The organism is Catenulispora sp. GP43, assembly GCF_041260665.1.
Lineage (GTDB): Bacteria > Actinomycetota > Actinomycetes > Streptomycetales > Catenulisporaceae > Catenulispora.
In genome coordinates this window covers 512282-531426 of record NZ_JBGCCT010000003.1, presented here as the reverse complement: position 1 = coordinate 531426, position 19145 = coordinate 512282, and the positions used below count along the sequence as shown (strand labels likewise).

Genomic DNA, 19145 nt, shown 5'->3' with positions numbered 1-19145 from the left:
CGGCATCCAGACCGCCGGGCTCGGACCCCCCCGACCGGATCAGAGCTTGCCGACCGCCGCCTGCGCCACCGCCTTGGCGTCGTCCGAGGCGCTGGCGTAACTGTCGGCGTGGATCACCGCGACGTTCAGGTCGAAGCCGTTCTTGTACACGTCGATCACCCCCGGCGTCTGGCTGCTGCGGTACGCCTCGTCGCCCAGGCCCGGCACGGAGCTGACGGTGCCGGCCGGGATCGTCGCCCGGAACGCGTCGAAGCCGGACTTGGTGACCCCGGTCAGCGAGATGGTCACCGTGTCCGGGTGTCCCGAGTTGTAGGCGCAGCTGCGGCCGCCGCTGGTGGACGCTATGGCCCCGGACTTCGAACCATCCGGCAGGTGCGCGATCTGCACCACCTGGTCGGGCGTGATCAGCCCGCAGGGGTCGGGCACGCCGGGGACCACGAAGCCCTGGGCGCTGCCCGTCGCGCCGCCGGCGGCGCTCGTGGAACCGCTCGCGACCGGAGCCAACGGCGGCGGGGTGGAGTCCCCGCTGCACGCCGACAGCGTCACGGACAAGGTCAGCGCGAGCACCGCGGTCGCGCAGAGTGCGGGTCGGGTGCAGCTGGCAGGCCTGGGGCTTGGCATGGGGACTACAGTAGCCGCGGCTCTTCAGGCCGACGCCGGGACCTGGACGGGACCGGGAACCGTGCGCTCACTCATTCACCGGTCGTGCCGTCGATCGCCTCGCGCAGCAGGTCGGCGTGGCCGATGTGGCGCGCGTACTCCTCGATCATGTGCAGGTAGACCCAGCGCAGCGTCAGCGTGTGCCGGCGTCCCTCGAACATCTCGTCCAGCCCCCGCCGGACGCACGCCTGCCGGGCCAGCTCGGCCTCCTCGGCGAACACCGCGAAGTCGGCTTCGGCGCTGGCCGCCGTGCCGTTGTCGAAGTCGCCGTCCGGATCCTCCTCGGTCGTGAAGATCTCCTCCAGCGACTTCTGGCCCAGGAACTGGATGCGGAACCACCAGCGCTCCACCAGCGCCATGTGCCGGACCAGGCCCAGCAGCGACAGGCTGGTGCTGGGCAGCGGCCGCGAGGCCAGTTGCTCCCCGGTGAGCCCGCCGCACTTCCACAGCAGGGTCTCCCGGTGCCAGTCCAGGTAGTGCTCCAGGCTCTCGCGCTCGGTGTCGGACGGGACGTTCTCCCGCCGCTCGAATATCGGCGCGGTCCACACGGATGACGAAGATGATGATGAAGACATGGGCACAGCGTCTCGGCCTTCGGGCCAGTCTGGCAACGCCATTAGCAAACCCGTGTATGGTGGGTCACTGTCGGCACAACACAGGGCCCGCATATATCGCATCATCTCCGGTATATGCGGGCCCTGTCTGCTCTGCCGCCGGTAGGCCGGCCGGTCGGGCCCGGGCTCAGTCGACGACCGGCAGGTAGACGTGCGCCCCGGAGGCAAGGAACTCCTCCGACTTGGCCTGCATGCCGGCCGCGATCTCGTCGGCGGTCTCACCCTCGCCGGCCGCCGCCATGTCCTCGCCGTACTTCTCGGCGATGTTCCGGCTGATCTTCATCGAGCAGAAGTGCGGCCCGCACATCGAGCAGAAGTGCGCGGTCTTGGCCGGGGCGGCCGGCAGGGTCTCGTCGTGGTACGCGCGGGCCGTGTCCGGGTCCAGGGCCAGGTTGAACTGGTCCTCCCAGCGGAACTCGAAGCGGGCGTCGGACAGCGCGTCGTCCCAGCGCTGCGCGCCCTCGTGGCCCTTGGCCAGGTCCGAGGCGTGCGCGGCGATCTTGTAGGCGATCAGGCCCTGCTTGACGTCGTCCCGGTTGGGCAGGCCCAGGTGCTCCTTGGGGGTGACGTAGCAGAGCATCGCGGTGCCGTACCAGCCGATCATCGCCGCGCCGATCGCGGAGGTGATGTGGTCGTAGCCGGGCGCGATGTCGGTGGTGAGCGGGCCGAGGGTGTAGAACGGCGCCTCGTCGCACAGCTCCATCTGGAGCTCCACGTTCTCCTTGATCTTGTGCATCGGGACGTGGCCCGGACCCTCGATCATCACCTGCACCCCGAGCTCGCGCGCGATCTTCGACAGCTCGCCGAGGGTGGTGAGCTCGGCGAACTGCGCGGCGTCGTTGGCGTCGTGGATGGAGCCGGGGCGCAGGCCGTCGCCGAGGGAGTAGGTGACGTCGTACCGCGCCAGGATCTCGGTCAGCTCCCTGAAGTTGGTGTAGAGGAAGTTCTCCTCGTGGTGCGCCAGGCACCAGGCGGCCATGATCGAGCCGCCCCGCGAGACGATCCCGGTCTTGCGGTTGGCGGTCAGCGGGACATAGCGCAGCAGCACGCCGGCGTGGATGGTCATGTAGTCCACGCCCTGCTCGCACTGCTCGATCACGGTGTCCCGGAACACCTCCCAGGTCAGGTCCTCGGCCTTGCCGTCGACCTTCTCCAGGGCCTGGTAGATCGGCACGGTGCCGATCGGGACCGGGCTGTTGCGCAGGATCCACTCCCGGGTGGTGTGGATGTTGCGGCCGGTGGACAGGTCCATGACGGTATCGGCTCCCCACCTCGTGGCCCACACCATCTTGTCCACCTCCTCCTCGATCGAGGAGGCCACCGAGGAGTTGCCGATGTTGGCGTTCACCTTGGTCAGGAAGTGGCGGCCGATGATCATCGGCTCGGCCTCGGGGTGGTTCACGTTGGCCGGGATCACCGCGCGCCCCCGCGCGACCTCGTCCCGGACGAACCCGGCGCTGACGCCCTCCCGGACCGCGATGTACTCCATCTCGGCGGTGACCAGGCCCCGGCGGGCGTAGGCGAGCTGGGTGACCGCGCCGGCGTCCGCGGCCGCGCGCACCGGCTTGCGGCCGCCGGAGAACACGGCGTCGAGGTTGCGCAGGTCCTCGGACTTCAGCCCGTCGTCGGTCGGCAGCCAGGTCCGGCCCTCGTACTGCTCGGTGTCGCCGCGCTCGGCGATCCACGCGGCGCGCAGCGCCGGCAGGCCGAACCGGACGTCGGTGCGCACCTCGGGGTCGGTGTACGGGCCGGAGGTGTCGTAGAGGACGACGGTGTCGCCGTTGGTCAGCGCGATCTCGCGCATCGGGACGCGCAGGTCCGCGCGCGCGGCGGAGGACAGATACGTCTTGCTCGAAGCGGAAGAAGCAGAGGAATCGGAGGATTCAGACGATGCGGACACGTCATTGAAAGCCGTCATGGCGGCGCTCCCTACGTCGGCATTACCCGGACAGGTTCGGCGGTCGACGGCGCCAGCCGTCCTCTCAGCCCGGTTCGCCCGAGCTCCCGCGTGTATGTGGTTTCAGTGCGCAGCGTAGCGCGCGTACCGTGATCCGCGTCAATGCCATGGGGACGGGAGCGCCGATGATCGGCAAGCAGGGCCGGGTGACGGGGCGGATCGCGCCGGGGCTCGTCGGCGAGGTGATGGTGGAGATCCGCGGCGGGAGCGAGGCGTTCCACGCGTACGCGATGACGCCGGACACGGAGATCGCCAAGGGGGCGATAGTCGTCGTCGTGGAGTATCAGGCGCCGCGGACGGTGTACGTGGAGCAGCTGATGTAGGGCCGGCGAATCAGGCCCTTGTGGTTATCGAATATCGATGGCATCGTTTCTCGATACCATCGACTTTCGATATGGGGGAACGAGCGTGGACGCTGTCGCGAAGAAGAGGACGATCAAGGTTCGGAACCCGCTGGATCTCCTGACGACCCTCAGCGGAATGGCGGTGTGTCTGGTGGTCGGGGGATACGGCTGGGCCGCCGTCACCACGCTGTTCGGCGGCGGCACCCTCTTCGGATACGGGCACGACGCTGTCCCCTGCGTGGCCACCGGAGACATGGGCCTGGACAGTGACAGCGGGAATTGGCTGCTCCGCCCGCACGCCGGGATCGAGGTGGTCCCCACGCACGTCAACCTGTGCACACAGAACCCATCCGCGGGGCAACGCTTGTGGTACACGCTGGAGAACCTGCCGGGGACTGTGACTCTGATTGTCGCGGTCCTGGTCACCTACCTGGCGCTCCAACGGGCTCGGAATCAGGGTCCGTACTCCTCGGGCTTCGCAGCCAAGCTCCGCTTTCTCGGATGGTTCCTGCTGGCGGACTCGGTGCTGCGCCCGACCATCCAGATCTACGCCTCGCGCAGGCTGTGGACATCCATGGCCGACGGCCCCATGGACCACTCGTGGCAGCCGGTCTGGGCCTGCCTGCTCGCCGGGATAGCCTTGGTGACCCTGGCCCGGATCATGACCGCCGGCACCGCGATGCGAGAAGACCTGGAGGGCGTCGTCTGATGCCGGAGGACTTCGGCGAGGTCCACTTCATCGGCGTGCACCTGGACCGCCTTCTGGAGCAGCGCGGCCTGACGCTCACCGAACTCGCCGACCGCGTCGGGGTCACCGTGGTGAACCTGTCGGTGCTGAAGAACGGCCGGGCCAAGGCCATCCGTTTCAGCACCCTGACTGCGCTGTGCCGAGAGCTCGGCTGCCAGCCCGGTGACCTGCTCAGCTACCGCCCCGACCTGGGCGGATGAATGCGTGAGGCATGCATGTTCCGGCCGTGAGCGCGCTGTGAGAAACGCAAGCGCGATGCAAACGCCGAAGCCGTTCTAAGCCGCTCCCGCCGGGAGTAGAACTTCCTTGGCACTCCGCAGGGTACGGAGGCTACACGGGAAGGATGTGAACGGTGTCCAGTGCCGTTCCGTACGTCATCATCGGGGGAGTCGTACTCCTCATCGCAGTGCTCGTATTCCTGTTCAAGGCCATGTGGCGGGTGGCCGAGCCGAACCAGGCGCTGATCGTCTCCGGGCGGCGGCACCGCGGGGCGGGCAGCGACGGGCTGGGGTTCCGCATCGTCACCGGGGGCGGCAGCTTCGTGCTGCCGGGGGTGCAGGTGGTGCGGCGGCTGTCGCTGGATCTGAACGAGTCCGGGCTGGAGGTCGAGTGTGTCACTCGGCAGGGGATCCCGTTGCACGTCAAGGGTGTGGTGATCTTCAAGGTCGGTGACGACCACGCCTCGATCGCCAACGCCGCGCGCCGGTTCCTGGACCAGCAGGCGCAGATGGGGGTGCGGGTCCACAACATCTTCGCCGGCCACCTGCGCTCCATCGTCGGCAACCTGACCGTCGAGGAGATGATCCGGGAGCGGGAGCGGCTCACCGAGCAGACCCGGGCCACCAGCGGCACCGAGATGGAGAAGCTGGGCCTGATCATCGACTCGCTGCAGATCCAGGAGATCGACGACCCGACCGGGTACATCAAGGCCCTGGCCGCGCCGCACGCCGCGGCGGTCAGCCGGGACGCCCGCATCGCGCAGGCCGCCGCCGACCAGAGCGCGACCGAGGCCGAGGCCGAGGCCAACGCCCGCAAGGCCGAGGCGATGCGCAAGGCCAGCATCCAGCAGGCGGGCTACCAGGCCGAGGTGGAGGAGGCGCAGGCCCGCGCCCGGCAGGCCGGACCGCTGGCCGACGCCCAGGCCCGCCAGGACGTCGTGGTCCAGGAGACCCGGGTCGCCGAACTCGAGGCGCAGCGCAAGGAGCAGCAGCTGCAGGTCGAGGTCCGAAAGCCCGCGGACGCCCGGGCCTACGAGACCGTCACCGTGGCCCAGGCCGAGCGCGAGGCGAAGATCCACGAGGCCGAGGCGCAGGCCCGGGAGACCGAGCTGCGAGCGGCGGCCGAGGCCACCCGGGTCAAGGCCGCGGCCGAGGCCGAGTCGCAGGCCAAGCGCTCGCTGGGCCAGGCGTCCGCGGACGCGGCGCAGGCCCAGGCGCTGGCCGACGCCGAAGCGCGCCGGGCCCGCGGCCTGGCCGACGCCGACGCCCGCAAGGCCGAGGGCATGGCCGAGGCCGAGGCCCGCAAGGCGCGCGGTCTGGCCGACGCCGACGCCCGCCGGGCCGAGGGCATGGCCAACGCCGACGCCAAGCGCGCGGAGGGCCTGGCCGAGGCCGAGGCGATCAAGGCCCGCGGCGAGGCGCTGGCCGAGCACCAGGAGGCGATCATCACCCAGCAGCTGGTCTCGCAGCTGCCGATGGTGGTCGCGGCCGGCGCGAAGTCCTTCGAGAACGTCGAGCACATGGTGCTGCTCAACGGCGCCGAGGGCGTCACGGACGTCTTCAGCAAGGCCCTCACGATGGGCGGCACCGGCCTGGGCCTGGCGCGCCAGATGCTGGCCTCGATGGGCGACCAGGCGCTGCGCCGGGAGCTGCCGCGGCAGAACGGGGCGGCCGCCGGTTCGGAGAAGAAGGAGTCCGTCGAGATCGCGGAGTAGACGGCCACCGCGCGCGAAACGGGTGGGCCCGGCGGATTCGCTTCCGCCGGGCCCACCCGTTTCGGGGCGATCACAGGACCTTGGTTCACCCCGGGGAGTAAAAGCCCTGCCAGGGGGAAGGAACACCGATGAGACCCGCGTCAGCGGGTCTCACCAGTTTGCCCGAGAGCGCATCGGCCTCAGGGATCGCCTTGTGTCCCGTGCGTCACACTGGTCGCACGGGACACAACAGCACGCACCTGTCCCCCGGTTCGCGCCGGCCCGGTCGGCCGGCGGGCCTTCTAGTACAGGCCCTTGCGCTGCTTGTCGCGCAGCTTCTTCCGGCGGTAGGCCGGAATCTCCATCATGACCTTGTGGTATCCCCAGTACAGCGCACCCACCACGGCGGCCGCGATGACCAGGGTCACCAGGCCGTGCAGGATGAAGCCCACGATCGCGCTGATGATCCAGAACGCGACCACGACGCCCGCTATCGGGAGTGCCACCCACTTCAGCCAGAAGGGCATTACGACCCCACCTTGTCCTTGTCGTTTTCTGCCGGAACCGTAGGTCCCGTACCACTCAACGTCGTGGCCGAGTCTTCTAGTTCCCAGGTAACCACGCGATATGTCGCGTTGGCAAGCGGCTGAGGAGGGGACCGTCCGGCGCCGGGAAGCCGTTGGGATCACTGCGTCGGGTGGTGCGGGAGCGACCGAAGTTGCTTTTGAGGATGTTGAGATACCCGGGGCCGATGTTGCTCAGTGTGCTGATGTGCGAACAGTGCACTGATGTGCTTCGCCCCCGCGCCGCCCCCATACCCGCCCCCAACGAAAAAAGACCCCTGCAATCCTTCGGGCCCGGCGCCTGAGCGCCGGGCCCTACTAGCAGGGATCTTGCCGATTGTCGCCGCGCGTGAGCCGAGTGGCTCAGCGCGCGGTCTTCTTGGCCGTCTTCTTGGCGGTCTTCTTCGCGGCCGCCTTCTTCACGGTCTTCTTGGCCGCCGCCTTCTTGGCCGGGGCGGCCTTGGCCGCCGCGGTCTTCTTGGCCGGGGCCTTCTTCGCGGTCTTCTTCGCCGTGGTCCGCACCGCCCGCTTCACCGGCTTCGGAGCGGCCTCCTCCTTGGTGAAGGGGGCGCGCGCCTGGTCCAGCAGCTTGGCGAACGTGGCCTGGTCCTTGACCGCCATGGTGCCGGCCAGCGTCTTCTCGACGGCCAGCACCTCCTTGTCGGCCTTGGCCAGGATCCGCTTGCCGGCCGTGGTGATCGTGGTCTCCATGGCGCGACCCTGGCCGGGCACCGAGCGGCGCTCGATGTAGCCCTTGAGGGTCAGGTTGCCCAGGACCGTGGTCATCGTCTGAGGGGTGACCAGACAACGCCGGGCCAGCTCCGCTCCGCTGATGCCGGGCTCGTCATTGATGACGAGCAGGGCCGTGTACTGGGGGACCGTCACGCCCATCGGCCGAAGCACGGCGTCCTTGGCCCCGCTGAGTTCCTGTTCGAGGCTCTTGACCTTGTGGCCGAGCCGCTGTTCCACCGCAGTCATGGTGTGAGCATATCCGGCAAAACCCTTCATGAACCAATTCAGGGCCGTTCGTGGGATACCGACCCTGATAGCCAGGCGTGAAACCAGCCTTCTGCATCCGCCGATCAGGCGACATCAGTGGACGATGACGGATTCCAGTCACCGTCTGCTTGCCAGAGTACGGGTACACGGGAAATTGCGCGGCACCGGTGGTCGATTTCTTAGAAAGCTGTGACCTCGGCAAGCCCGGCGAGTCCCCTCGAAGTCCTCTTACGCCACAGTGAGCGCATCAAGGAACGCGGAGGGTGTCCGTCCGGACCCGACGAAGTGGCTTTCATGTTCCGTTCTTGATGAAGAACGGCTCCGTGTCAAGCCCTCGACTCCCGATATGGGCCCGTGCGAGCATGCCGCGGTGAAGAAGCTGCTGCTGAAGATCGGTATCAATGGGGTCGCACTGTGGGTCACCACGCTGGTGGTGTCCGGCGTGAAGATCGTGGTCGATCCGAACGCCCCGGACGCCACCAAGCAGAAGGTGCTCACCATCCTGATCGTCGCGGTCGTCTTCGCCGCGGTGAACACACTGGTGAAGCCCTTGGTGCAGATCGCCACGTTCGGGTTGTTCATCCTCACCCTGGGGCTGATCACCTTCGTGATCAACGCGCTCATGCTGTTGCTCACCTCGAAGATCTGCGAGCACTATCACGTGCGCTTCCACGTGGACGGCGTCGCGGCCGCGCTGATCGGGGCGTTCGTGATCAGCGTGGTCTCCATAGCCCTGCACGCGATGCTCCCGGACGACGTCAAGCGCTAGAACCGGCGGCGGCGTCCGGGCGGGCATGAGGTGAGCCGTTTCGCCATAATCGCTGAAAACTCCTGGACACAAACCGGGGCGGTTCGGACTTACTCGTCCGGCAGAGCCGTCACCTGCGGCTACGATCGCCATATGGCGAGTACTGTCGCGGACCGCGTGGCCGCCCTGCTGAACAGGGCCGTGCTCGGCGTGGCCGCCATCGGAGGCGGCTCCTTCGGGAAGACGTACCGCATACAGTTCTTCAGCGGCGGGGCGGCGTTCGTCAAGACGCTCGAGCACGCGGAGAAGGTCGCCGGTCCCGGATACTTCGACGCCGAGGCGGCGGGCCTGCGCTGGCTGCGTGAGGCGGTCGGCGCCGACGGCGCCTCCGGCGGTGTGCGGGTCCCCGAAGTCCTGGGCGTGGCCGAGGACATCCTGGTCACCTCCTGGATCGCGCCGGGCCGCCCGACCCCCGACGGCGCCGAGGAGTTCGGCCGGCGCCTGGCCTCCCTGCACGCCCGCGGCGCGCACAGCTTCGGCGCCGAGTGGCCGGGCTACATCGCGGTCCTGCCGTTGGACAACCGCGGGGACGAGGACTGGGCCACCTTCTACGTCGCGCGCCGGGTCCTGCCCTACGTGCGGCTGGCCCGCGACCGCGGCCACCTGGACGCCGAGGGCGCACAGGTGATCGAGGAGGTCTGCACCCGCATCGACTTCCTGGCCGGCGAGGAGGAGCGGCCCTCGCGGATCCACGGGGACGCCTGGAGCGGCAACATCCTGTGGGACGGCCGGGGCGAGGGCTGGTTCATCGACCCGGCGGCGCACGGCGGCCACCGCGAGACCGACCTGGCGATGCTGGCGCTGTTCCCGCCCCCGTATCTGGACCGGATCATCGCGGCCTACGACGAGGTGCACCCGCTGGCCGACGGCTGGCAGGAGCGCGTCCCTCTGCACCAGCTGCATCCGCTGCTGGTACACGCGGCGCTCTACGGATCCGATTACGGGGTGCGGGCCGCCTCGGTGGCCCGGGAACTGGCCGAGCGGCTGCGCTAGGGCGATGCGGGCGCTCGGCGGCGCCGGGACCGGAGCGGTCGGGCGCCCCGCCCGGTTATGAGGGCCCGTTCTCAGCAGTCTCAGGCGTCTCAGCCGTCGCGTTTTCGAGGTCTGGGCCCGCCAGGACGATCCCCAGCGTCGCCGGTTCCACAGCCGAGAACGGTCCTGAGAAGGGCCCCGGGAAGGGCTCTGGGACGGCCGCACCGCTCCTGCGGCCCGCGGCGCCGCCCGGACGTACCGGAAGACCCCTGACCGGCTCGTAGCGCCTCCTGCGGGCCGCGAACAGGCACCCGATGCCGAACAGCAGCGCGGCGGGCGCCACGAGCTCGCCCCAGGGCCGTACGGCCGCTGACAGGGTGCGGACGGTGATCGGCCGGTCGGCGCCGCCGATCGCGACTCCGATCCCGTAGTCGCGGAACCAGCCGCCGGGCAGCGCGAGCTCGCAGGTCAGGGTCCGGCGCCCGCCCACCGCCAGCGGTCCGCCGGTCCAGGCAACCGGGTAGCGGCCGACCACCTTCGCACCGCGCGACACCGTCAGCACCACGCCGGGGTCCGGCGCCGGTCCGCCGCCGAAGTTGGCGAAGGTCACCGTGACCCGCGCCGAGCCGTCCGCGCCGAGCTGGGTCAGGAACGGCGAGTCGCCGACCGAGGCGGCCGTCAGCAGCTTCGCGGTGCCGGCCGCCGCCGGCGGCGCGTCCTGCGGCAGGTAGCGCAGGCCGGGGATGCTGATCGGGGCGTCCACGGGGTCGGCGGCCGTGCCCGCGAACGGGGTCACGTGCACGGTGCAGGGACACGGCGTCGGAGGTTCGACCACCGGCAGGTTCTGGCGGAAGCCGCCGAGCGCGTTCGCGGTCGCGGGCACCGCCGCCGCGACGGCACAAGAGTTCGACGACCCCCCGATCCCGCAGATCTCCACCTGCAGCTGGGCCCCTATGGGGAACCCGCTCCCGGTCACGCTGATGGACTCCCCCAGCTTCGCCGTGGTCTTGGACAGCGCCAGCGTGGGGCCGTCGGCGCCGGCGTCGGCCCGGGTGACCGGGGCCGTGAGACCCGCGATGAGCAGCGCCGTCGCACCGGCCGCGGCCAGGCGGCGCATCACGGCGCGGCAGCCTTCGACGGCTCCCGCCGGGGCCGGGCCGGGAGCGGGATCCCGCGTCGGCGCCAGAACACGAGCACCGCCAGCACCGCGAGCACCACCCCGGCGACGACCAGCAGGCTGAGCCAGGGAATCAGGGTCACCGACACCGCCGCCGTCGATGTCACCGGGGGCGAGGCGGTGCCGTCGGTGACATCCAGATGCAGAGTTCCGATCTCAAAGGGCGGAAGGTTCTTCCAGACCTGTGAAAAATCGATGCTCTGTCCGGGAAGGATCTGCGGAAGCTGAACCGTCCGGTCTATCAGCGTGCCGAAGATTCCCGTCGCATGGAGATGCGCTTTAGGGGACTCCAGCAAGTTGCCGCTATTAGTAACGGTTGCAGTAACCGTTCCGTCACTGTCACTCACATAGGCCGGGAATGATGCGGATCCCGCGACTTTCAGGTCGGTGACGGTTAGCCCGCCCACTGCCGGCCCGTCGACATGAACATAGAGCCGCGCTGCGACGACCCGCTTGATGCCGACCTGTACGTTGCCCTGCTGCTGGACGCTCTCCACCGCGGTGTCCATGCCGGAGACGCCGCCGACGTGATCGCCGGGGGAGGCGTCCGAGGGAATGGCTATGGAGATCGGCACGACGGTGGAAGTACGCGCCGGGACCGTGACCGTGGGGAACGCAGTACGCACCCACGCACCGACGCCGGTCATCGCAAACCCATGGTCCCGCAGCGCGAACTGGCCGTCCCTGGGAGTGTTGTAGCCGTCGGCGCCGTAGACGTAGTAGGTGATCGGGTGGTCGGTGTAGTTGGACACCGCCAGGCCGTCCTGCAGGGTGGTGCCGGGGCGCCCCTCCAGGATGAAGTACTGGCGGGTGTCGGCGGCCGCTCCGGGCTTGGGGGCCGGCTGGACCCACCAGGAACCGTTGGACGGCGGCTTAGGACTCGGCGTCGGGTCCGCGGCGGCGGTTCCACTGCCGAAACCGGCTGAGACGCCGACGAGGAGCGCCACAGCCGCGAACACCGCGGCCGCGCGGGCGCGGGCGCGGGCACTGCGACGGACCACGTTGTTCTCCCCCACGACGATCTCCTCGGCAAGTCGCCCGGTGTGGTACTCATGGCTGTGGCCGCCGGTGGGGCGAATGGACCTCGCCCCACCGGCAGCCCCTTGCCTCCCTGCCGTTTCCAGCGAACTCAGATCAGCGCTGCGCGCGTCACTGCAGGGAGATGGTGACGGTGCCGGTGTAGGTGCCTTGCAGCACGTACGCCGGGACCTTCAGATTCAGCCCGGCGCCGACCAGGAAGTCGCCACCGGTGACGGTCGGCGGGTTGGTCCCGCCGGCTGCCTGCGAGCACAGCGTGATCGCGGTGGTGGTGCTCAGCGCACCGCCGGAGCCGGCCGTCGGGGTCGACGGGTACGGCGTGCTCCCGGCCGGGTTGCCGGTGCAGCTCAGACCGCTCGCCGAGACGTTGCCGGCCGGGATCGGCGCGGCACCGGTGTTGGCGTACGGCCCGCCGGTGAGCGCCAGGTCGGACATGGTGGCGTTCAGGACCCAGCCGTTGGTGGTGCCACGGAAGTCCTGGACGTCGACCTGCTGGAGCGCGCCGGTCTGGTTGTGCACGGTGCCGTTCAGGGTCACGCCCGGGAACGTCACCGCTCCGGTGTTCTCCTGCATTTGCAACGGCCCGCCGGTGACGGCCACGTTCGCGCTCTGCGGCACCGAACACGTCCCGGTCGCCGAGACGGCCGCGCCGGCCGCGTCCGCGGTGCAGGAGTTGCCGGCGTAGGTGAACGCCGCCGCCGCGCGCAGAGTCGTGCTCGGCGCGCCGCCGACCAGTTCCGCGGCGCCGATGGCGGCGATCGGGGAGCTGGGCACCGTGTAGTTGCCGGACAGGTGCCCGGAGGCGTCCGCGGTCAGCGTCGAGGGCGAGCCGACCGGGTTGTTGGACGCGTCCACGCCGCTGACCGCCACGGTCGCGCCGGGATCCCAGTTGCCGCCGGACAGGCCGACGACGGTGCCCGGGCCGCCGGACGACGGCGACGCGCTCAGCGTCGGCGCGCCCAGCACGGTGACCGCGGTCGGGACCGCGCCGCTGGTACTGCCGGTCAGGACCAGCGAACCGGCCCCGGTGGCCGCCGCGGCGGGAACTCCGATGGACCCGGAGATCGCGCCGCCTGCCGGGACGGTGATCGCCGTGCCGGCGGTCGCGGTGCCCGCGCTGTCGGTGAACGACGGGGTGACGGTCTCCCCGGCGATCCAGCCGGCCCCGGTGAAGCTCACCGTTCCGCCGGGCCGCACATAAGCGCTGCCCACCGACGCCGAGGCGTTGGTCGCGGTGATGGTGGCCGCCGAGCTCGCCCCGCTCGCGGTGCACTGGATCACGATCCCGAAGGCCGCCACGTCCTGCTCGTTGTTCCCGGGCGTGAACGTGTACGTGCCGGCGGTCGTCGGGGTGAAGGTGGCGGTGAAGTCCGGGATCTGGAACGTCCCGCCCGTGGCGACCGGCGCCGGCGGGAACGATGCCGAGGGCCCGGCCGTGAGGGTGCTGCTCGCCGCCCCGCCCACCACGATCTGCGCCTTCGCGGTGGCCGCGTTGGCGATCGGGATGCCGGGGGCCGGTGCCGTGGACAGCGAGTAGTGCCAGGTGATGGTGACCGGCGACCCGACCGCGACGGTGCTCGCCGAGGGGGTCAGGGTCACCTGACTGCTGTAGTCGGGCGGCGGCGCCGCGAGTCCGGGGTTGCTGCTGGTGCAGCTCCCGAAGTTCACGGTCGTCGTACCGGCCGCGGCCGCCGGGGCCAGGGCCGTCGCGGTGGCCAGGGCCACGGCGAGGGTGCCGGCCAGGGCGATGGCCCTGCCCGGTCTGGTTCTGTGTCTTGATCCGAACCCTTGTCTCACTGGTGGTGCCCTCTTTCTACGAGGGGGTGACAAACCCACGGGCCGGCGGCCCGCAGGGGTGGGTTGTCGCACACCGGTTCTGATGGAGCGTCAGATATTCACGGGCAGCGCGGATGCGAAGTCAATACGCACGTTCGAACCCCGGCTGCCGGACGGCGCGGAATGCGGGTGAATCAGGCCTTTTCGGTTCAGCCGTGACTCCCGTGCCGGCGGCGCGTGGCGTACAGGCCCGTCCCGCCGAGCACGGCGGCGAGGACCGCCCCGCCGGCCAGCCACCGGCCGTCGAAGCCGGTGTGCGGCAGGACGCCCGTGGTGGAACTGCTGGAGCCGGTCCCCGAACCGGCCTCGGTGCCGGTGCTGGAGGAACCGGTGGAGCCCCCGGAACCGGTGCTCGACGTCGAGGAGCCGCCTGAAGCGCTCGAGCTGCCGGACGTGGACGGCTTGGAGCTCGACGTCGGGGTGCCCCCGCCCCCGCCGGATGCCGGCGCCACCGTGATCGTCGCAGCCGGACCGGACGCGGCGCCCTTGCACGCCACCACCAGGCTGAACTGCGTGATGTCCTGCTCGTTGTCGCCGGGGGTCAGCTTGTACGTCCCGGCGGCGGTCGGCGTGAAGGTGGCGGTCATGTCAGGGATCTGGAACGTCCCGCCGGCCGCCACCGGCGCGGGCGGGAAGTTCGCCGACGACCCGGTGGTGACGGTCGAGCTCGCCGCGCCGCTGATGAGGATCTTCGCCTTCGCGGTGGCCACGTTCGCCACCGGGATCCCGACCGGCCCCGGCGCCGTGGAGATCGAGTAGTGCCAGGTGATCGAGATCGCCTTGCCAACCTGGAACGAAGAACCCTGAGGTGTCAGCGTCACCTGCGAGGTGTAGTTCGGCGGTGGCGCCGAGAGCTGGGGATTGCTGCTGGTACAGCTGGTGTAGGAGACGCTCGTGGTGCCGGCGTCGGCGGCCGGCGCGAAGACCGCGAGGGCCGCGGCGGCCACCGTGACCGCGCCGCCGAGCGCGGCCACCCGTCCGCTGATGCGCTTTGCATGCGTCTGTTGACGATCCATGGATGCCTCCTGACATCGAACGGCAGATCGAAACTGCCTAGTCATTGAGGAAGCAATCTGACGGAGTGTCAATAGTCATCTGATGGATCGTCAGACAGCTACGGATGCGAGCCGGTGGCGACCAGATGGCCGGTCACGATCATCCGCTGGGTGGAGGACCACCACGGATTGCAGGTCGTCAGGGTGATGAGACTCCGCGTCGGCCGGACCCCCGGCTCGCCGGGCACCGGGTCCACCACCCCGAGGTCGGTGGGCTGCACGATCACCGGATCGGCATCGATCCGGTAGGTGTACCAGGCCTGCGCGGTCTCCACGTAGACCAGGTCGCCGGCGCGCATCTCGTCGAGGTGGCGGAACGGCTCGCCGTGCGTCTTGCGATGGCCGGCGACCGAGAAGTTGCCGATCTGGCCCGGCAGCGCGGTGCCCGGGTAGTGGCCGGTGGCCTTGTTCAGGATGTCCAGCCCGACGCCTTCCAGCACCGGGATCCCGGCGTCGCCGATCCCGGAGCCCAGGCGCGGGATGTGCAGGATCGCGACGTCGTCGCCGTTGTGCAGCACCGCGGGCGGCGGCGGCGCCACCACCGGGGCGGACTCGCCGTGCGGCGCCGGGGGCGCCGGACGCGGGGGCGGAGCGGTCGTCCACTGCCGGCGCATGGAGGCCACCTCGTGGCTCATCGCCTGCCGGCCGACCACGTTCGTGTAATAGAGCTGATACACGATGAACAGCGCCAACAGCACCGAGAAGGTGACCAGCAGTTCGCCGACCGTCCGGACCGTGACACGCAGAATCGCCCCTGCCCTCGCCATAGTGGCGCAGAGTAGGGGCGACTCCGTGAAATGCGAAGGGGCTTCTCGTCCCCGTCAGGCTTCTTAGAAAGCCTCCTCCGGCACGTCCATCAGGGCGTTGTCGGTCGCCTCGACGATCGCGCGCTGCGCGGCCAGCAGCGGCAGGGTGTTCTGCGCGAAGAACTTCGCCGCGGCCACCTTGCCGGTGTAGAACGGCACGTCGCGGCCCGCCGCGCCGTCGGCCAGCGCCGCCTGCGCGACCGTGGCGCCGCGCAGCAGCAGCCAGGAGACGATCACGTCGCCGAGCGCGAACAGGAAGCGCACGGTGTTCTGCGCGACGACGTACAGCTGCCTGGAGTCCGACAGCGACTCCCCGGCCTTGTCCAGCATCGCCTTGAGCATCGCGCCGACCTCGGCCTGCGCGGTGGCCAGCAGCTGGCGCTCGCGGGCCAGCTCGGCACCGCCCGGGTCGGCCGCCAGGAACTTGGTGATCTCCTCGTTCAGGCCGTTCAGCGCGACCCCGCCGTCCTTCACGATCTTGCGGAAGAACAGGTCCAGGGACTGGATCGCGGTGGTGCCCTCGTACAGCGAGTCGATCTTGGCGTCGCGGATGTACTGCTCCAGCGGGTACTCCTGCAGGAAGCCGGAGCCGCCGAAGATCTGCAGCGCCTGCGCCAGCTGCTCGTAGGACTTCTCCGAGCCGTAGCCCTTCACGATCGGCAGCAGCAGGTCGTTCATGCGCTCGGCGTTCTTGTCCTCGGTGCCGGCGGCCCGGGCCTGCTCGATCGCGTCCTGGAAGGTCGCGGTGTACAGCACCAGGGAGCGCATGCCCTCGACGTAGGCCTTCTGCGTCATCAGCGAGCGGCGCACGTCCGGGTGGTGCGTGATGGTGACGCGCGGCGCGTCCTTGCCCGTGGTGGCCAGGTCCGCGCCCTGCACGCGCTGCTTGGCGTACTCCAGGGCGTTCAGGTAGCCGGTGGACAGGGTGGAGATGGCCTTGGTGCCGACCATCATGCGCGCGAACTCGATGATGTTGAACATCTGTGCGATGCCGTCGTGCACCTCGCCGAGCAGCCAGCCCTTGGCCGGCACGCCGGCCTGGCCGAAGGTGACCTCGCAGGTGGTGGAGGCCTTCAGGCCCATCTTGTGCTCGACGTTGGTGACGAAGGCGCCGTTGCGCTCGCCGAGCTCGCCGGTCTCCCAGTCGAAGTCGAACTTCGGCACGATGAACAGCGACAGGCCCTTGGTGCCGGGGCCGGCGCCCTCGGGGCGGGCCAGCACCAGGTGGATGATGTTCTCGCTCAGGTCGTGCTCACCGGAGGTGATGAACCGCTTCACACCCTCGATGTGCCAGGTGCCGTCGGCCTGCTGGATCGCCTTGGCGCGGCCGGCGCCCACGTCGGAGCCGGCGTCCGGCTCGGTGAGCACCATGGTGGAGCCCCACTGGCCCTCGACCATGTGCCGCGCGACCTTGCGCTGCTCCTCGGTGCCCAGGTTCCACACCACGGTCGCGAAGTCGGCGCCGGAGGAGTACATCCAGATCGCCGGGTTCGCGCCCAGCACCAGCTCGGCCACCGACCAGCGCAGGGTGCGCGGGGTCGGGGTGCCGCCGAGCTCGACCGGCAGGCCCAGGCGCCACCACTCGGCGTCCATGAACTGCTTGTAGGAGCGCTTGAAGCTCTCCGGCAGGGTGGCCGAGTTGGTCTCGGGGTGGAAGATCGGGGGGTTGCGGTCGGAGTCGAGCAGGCTCGGCGCCAGCTCGTCCACGGCCAGCCGCTCGACCTCGGCCAGGATCGACTTGGCGGTGTCGGCGTCCATGTCGGCGTACTCGCCGGTCCCGTAGACCTCGCCGCGTCCGAACACCTCGAAGAGGTTGAACTCGATGTCGCGCAGGTTCGACTTGTAGTGGCTCATCGCCGTAGGCTCCCGCTGTCCCGGACCGGCTCAGGGTTTACGTTCCGGTCGTACTGATGAGTAATAAGCTCTCCCCAGGATGCTACCCGCTGGTAACTAGCCGCAAGCCCGGACCTCGCCCTATTCGCCGGGGGCGGCGGTGAGGTCGATCACGCCGGCGCCGTGCGCCGCACCTCGAGCGGCGGGTAGGCTCTCGTGACGTGTACGGCTATCCCCAGGAGCCCCCGCCGTCCCAGGTGGCCAACCCCGCCCTGAGCGACGCGATCCGCGCGTTCACCGGCGGCGTGATGGGCCCCGAGGACTTCTACACGGTGTTCAACAGCGCGAAGATCTACTGCCCGCGCGGCGAACAGCCGGGATTCCTGGCCCTGCACGACACCCCGGAGCCGGTGATCCCCATGTTCAGCTCGCTCACCGAGCTGCGCGCCTACTCCGGCGAGGAGTCGCGGTACTTCACCGTGACCGGCGGCGAGGTTCTGGACCTGCTGCCGACCGGGTACGGGATCGTGCTGGACATCGAGGGGGAGCACCGGATCGTGTTCGACGCGAAGGCGATCGAGCAGATGACGGCTTACGCGATGCAGCGGTTGTACGGGGCTTAGGCCGCGGAACGCTGGTCAGGACCAGATTTTCCAGTCCGCGGTGTCGATGGTCAGGCCGAAGGGCTCGGGCAGCACGATCGGCTCGCCCAGGTCCCACGCGATCGCGGACTCGTAGCGGCTCGTCTCCGGATTCGGATCGAAGTAGAGGATGGCTCGCGCGACCCGCGGGTCGCCATCGACCAGCAGGTAGAACTCGACCCCGGCGGACGCGTAGTCGGTCCACTTGCTCATGATCCGGTTACCGTTCTTGCGCCGGTGCTGAGGGCCGGGCTCACGGTCGTGATCGGCGTTCGACGGCGAAGTGACCTCGACGGCCATGGCCATGTCGCGCGGGCCGATGACCACCAGCCCCGCCTCGGCTGCTTCGTCGCCGCGCCTGTTGTCCACGATGGCCACATCCGGAATCCAGCCCTTGGACTCCGGCTCTCCGACGCCGGTGTTGGGCACCGCTTCCCACCGGAACTCCGGGTCGGCGTCCGATGCCCGCACGAATGCGGCAGCGATGCGTGCGGCGATCCTGTTGTGCGTGAAGCGAGCGGCAGGCGACACGACGATGTCCCCCTCGATGATCTCGGCGCGGAAGCCCTCCGGCAGGCCGAGATAACCCTCAAGCTCGCCGCGGATCCACATCTCGTACGGCGAGTCCGGGAGTGGAACCTCCACAAAGCCGACGCTCATGGGAGACCAACCTTCTGGTGGAACTCGATCTGACTCCATAAGTTCAGCGTAGCCAGTCGGTCACCGCAGGCGAATGCACTTCAATCACCTGTTCGGACTAATCCGTTTGTCAGCGCCCGTACTTCAAGAAGTCCAGAAGGTCCGCCGGCTTCATCTTCCGCGCCCGGGCGAACTCGCCGTCGGCGGAGTCGAAGCGGATCTTGCCCTCGGGGTTGAGGACCGACAGGGACGGGATGCCGCCGGCGATCGGGTGGTTGAAGTCGGCGTCGATGTCGGCGTTCTGGTCGCGCTGGCCGCGTTCGGTGCCGACGCTGACGGTGACCAGGTGGTAGTCGCGGGCCAGGACTTCGGCCACGTCGGGGTCGCGGGTCCAGTCCTCGAAGGCGGTGCAGTCCGGGCACCAGCGGGCGCCCAGGGCCAGGAGGATGTCCTTGCCGTCCTTGGCGGCGGCTTGGCGGGCCTCGGCCAGGTCGGCGCGGGGGTCGCGCGAGGGGTCGAACAGGTCCGTGGGCGCTTCCATGG

Annotated in this window: 20 protein-coding genes and 1 riboswitch; of the genes, 7 read left to right on the top strand and 13 right to left on the bottom strand. The window is 69.6% G+C overall.

Annotated elements, in window-relative coordinates; translation table 11 throughout:
• Positions 1 to 39: 39 nt before the first annotated feature.
• The 3 genes from ABH926_RS09735 to thiC form a co-directional block, all read right to left on the bottom strand.
• Positions 40 to 621, bottom strand: coding sequence for a hypothetical protein (locus tag ABH926_RS09735; RefSeq protein WP_370365071.1), 582 nt, complete (start codon positions 619 to 621; stop codon positions 40 to 42).
• A gap of 71 nt (positions 622 to 692) precedes the next feature.
• Positions 693 to 1235: a DinB family protein gene (locus ABH926_RS09730; protein ID WP_370365070.1), complete on the bottom strand. Its 543-nt coding sequence runs from the start codon at positions 1233 to 1235 to the stop codon at positions 693 to 695.
• Positions 1236 to 1401: 166 nt separating this feature from the next.
• The gene (gene thiC / locus ABH926_RS09725) at positions 1402 to 3192 is read right to left on the bottom strand and encodes a phosphomethylpyrimidine synthase ThiC (RefSeq protein WP_370365069.1); all 1791 of its coding nucleotides are present in this window, start codon (positions 3190 to 3192) and stop codon (positions 1402 to 1404) included.
• Positions 3184 to 3292: riboswitch (TPP riboswitch) on the bottom strand. (Overlaps the previous gene by 9 nt.)
• 64 nt (positions 3293 to 3356) lie before the next feature.
• On the opposite strand from thiC, the gene ABH926_RS09720 reads away from it, so the two are divergent.
• The 4 genes from ABH926_RS09720 (at position 3357) to ABH926_RS09705 (ending at position 6256) form a co-directional block, all read left to right on the top strand.
• Positions 3357 to 3554 (top strand): hypothetical protein, encoded by a 198-nt coding sequence (locus ABH926_RS09720; protein ID WP_370365198.1) that lies wholly within the window; start codon positions 3357 to 3359, stop codon positions 3552 to 3554.
• Between the two features lie 85 nt (positions 3555 to 3639).
• Positions 3640 to 4284: a hypothetical protein gene (locus ABH926_RS09715; protein ID WP_370365068.1), complete on the top strand. Its 645-nt coding sequence runs from the start codon at positions 3640 to 3642 to the stop codon at positions 4282 to 4284.
• Positions 4284 to 4523 carry a helix-turn-helix domain-containing protein gene (locus tag ABH926_RS09710; protein ID WP_370365067.1) on the top strand — a complete coding sequence of 80 codons (240 nt, stop codon included), beginning with the start codon at positions 4284 to 4286 and terminating at the stop codon, positions 4521 to 4523. The genes ABH926_RS09715 and ABH926_RS09710 overlap by 1 nt, the downstream gene beginning before the upstream one ends.
• A 230-nt stretch (positions 4524 to 4753) precedes the next feature.
• Positions 4754 to 6256 (top strand): SPFH domain-containing protein, encoded by a 1503-nt coding sequence (locus ABH926_RS09705; protein ID WP_370365197.1) that lies wholly within the window; start codon positions 4754 to 4756, stop codon positions 6254 to 6256.
• Positions 6257 to 6537: 281 nt separating this feature from the next.
• Here the strand turns inward: ABH926_RS09705 and ABH926_RS09700 are convergent, their stop codons facing one another.
• Together ABH926_RS09700 and ABH926_RS09695 are read right to left on the bottom strand one after the other, a co-directional pair.
• Positions 6538 to 6762, bottom strand: coding sequence for a hypothetical protein (locus ABH926_RS09700; protein WP_370365066.1), 225 nt, complete (start codon positions 6760 to 6762; stop codon positions 6538 to 6540).
• A gap of 399 nt (positions 6763 to 7161) precedes the next feature.
• On the bottom strand, positions 7162 to 7776 hold the full coding sequence (locus ABH926_RS09695; RefSeq protein ID WP_049871922.1) for a MarR family winged helix-turn-helix transcriptional regulator: 615 nt from the start codon (positions 7774 to 7776) through the stop codon (positions 7162 to 7164).
• 391 nt (positions 7777 to 8167) lie between these two features.
• On the opposite strand from ABH926_RS09695, the gene ABH926_RS09690 reads away from it, so the two are divergent.
• Positions 8168 to 8566 (top strand): phage holin family protein, encoded by a 399-nt coding sequence (locus tag ABH926_RS09690; RefSeq protein ID WP_370365065.1) that lies wholly within the window; start codon positions 8168 to 8170, stop codon positions 8564 to 8566.
• A gap of 132 nt (positions 8567 to 8698) precedes the next feature.
• On the top strand, positions 8699 to 9598 hold the full coding sequence (locus ABH926_RS09685) for a fructosamine kinase family protein (RefSeq protein ID WP_370365064.1): 900 nt from the start codon (positions 8699 to 8701) through the stop codon (positions 9596 to 9598).
• 55 nt (positions 9599 to 9653) lie between these two features.
• On the opposite strand, the gene ABH926_RS09680 is transcribed toward ABH926_RS09685, so the two are convergent.
• The 6 genes from ABH926_RS09680 to ABH926_RS09655 all read right to left on the bottom strand — a co-directional run bounded on the left by ABH926_RS09680 (position 9654) and on the right by ABH926_RS09655 (position 17343).
• The gene (locus ABH926_RS09680; RefSeq protein ID WP_370365063.1) at positions 9654 to 10697 is read right to left on the bottom strand and encodes a hypothetical protein; all 1044 of its coding nucleotides are present in this window, start codon (positions 10695 to 10697) and stop codon (positions 9654 to 9656) included.
• Positions 10694 to 11701 (bottom strand): hypothetical protein, encoded by a 1008-nt coding sequence (locus ABH926_RS09675; protein ID WP_370365062.1) that lies wholly within the window; start codon positions 11699 to 11701, stop codon positions 10694 to 10696. The genes ABH926_RS09680 and ABH926_RS09675 overlap by 4 nt, the downstream gene beginning before the upstream one ends.
• A 202-nt stretch (positions 11702 to 11903) precedes the next feature.
• Positions 11904 to 13517, bottom strand: a complete 1614-nt coding sequence (locus ABH926_RS09670) for a hypothetical protein (RefSeq protein ID WP_370365061.1) — start codon at positions 13515 to 13517, stop codon at positions 11904 to 11906.
• Positions 13518 to 13777: 260 nt separating this feature from the next.
• Positions 13778 to 14644, bottom strand: coding sequence for a hypothetical protein (locus ABH926_RS09665; protein WP_370365060.1), 867 nt, complete (start codon positions 14642 to 14644; stop codon positions 13778 to 13780).
• Between the two features lie 98 nt (positions 14645 to 14742).
• Complete coding sequence (locus tag ABH926_RS09660; RefSeq protein ID WP_370365059.1) at positions 14743 to 15450, bottom strand: class E sortase; 708 nt, start codon at positions 15448 to 15450, stop codon at positions 14743 to 14745.
• Between the two features lie 63 nt (positions 15451 to 15513).
• The gene (locus tag ABH926_RS09655) at positions 15514 to 17343 is read right to left on the bottom strand and encodes an acyl-CoA dehydrogenase (protein WP_370365058.1); all 1830 of its coding nucleotides are present in this window, start codon (positions 17341 to 17343) and stop codon (positions 15514 to 15516) included.
• A gap of 200 nt (positions 17344 to 17543) precedes the next feature.
• Between ABH926_RS09655 and ABH926_RS09650 the strand changes: the two genes are divergently transcribed.
• Positions 17544 to 17945 (top strand): SseB family protein, encoded by a 402-nt coding sequence (locus ABH926_RS09650; RefSeq protein WP_015797365.1) that lies wholly within the window; start codon positions 17544 to 17546, stop codon positions 17943 to 17945.
• A 15-nt stretch (positions 17946 to 17960) separates the two neighbouring features.
• On the opposite strand, the gene ABH926_RS09645 is transcribed toward ABH926_RS09650, so the two are convergent.
• Together ABH926_RS09645 and ABH926_RS09640 are read right to left on the bottom strand one after the other, a co-directional pair.
• Positions 17961 to 18623 (bottom strand): Uma2 family endonuclease, encoded by a 663-nt coding sequence (locus ABH926_RS09645; protein ID WP_370365057.1) that lies wholly within the window; start codon positions 18621 to 18623, stop codon positions 17961 to 17963.
• Positions 18624 to 18732: 109 nt separating this feature from the next.
• Positions 18733 to 19143: a thioredoxin family protein gene (locus ABH926_RS09640; RefSeq protein ID WP_370365056.1), complete on the bottom strand. Its 411-nt coding sequence runs from the start codon at positions 19141 to 19143 to the stop codon at positions 18733 to 18735.
• Positions 19144 to 19145 lie beyond the last annotated feature (2 nt).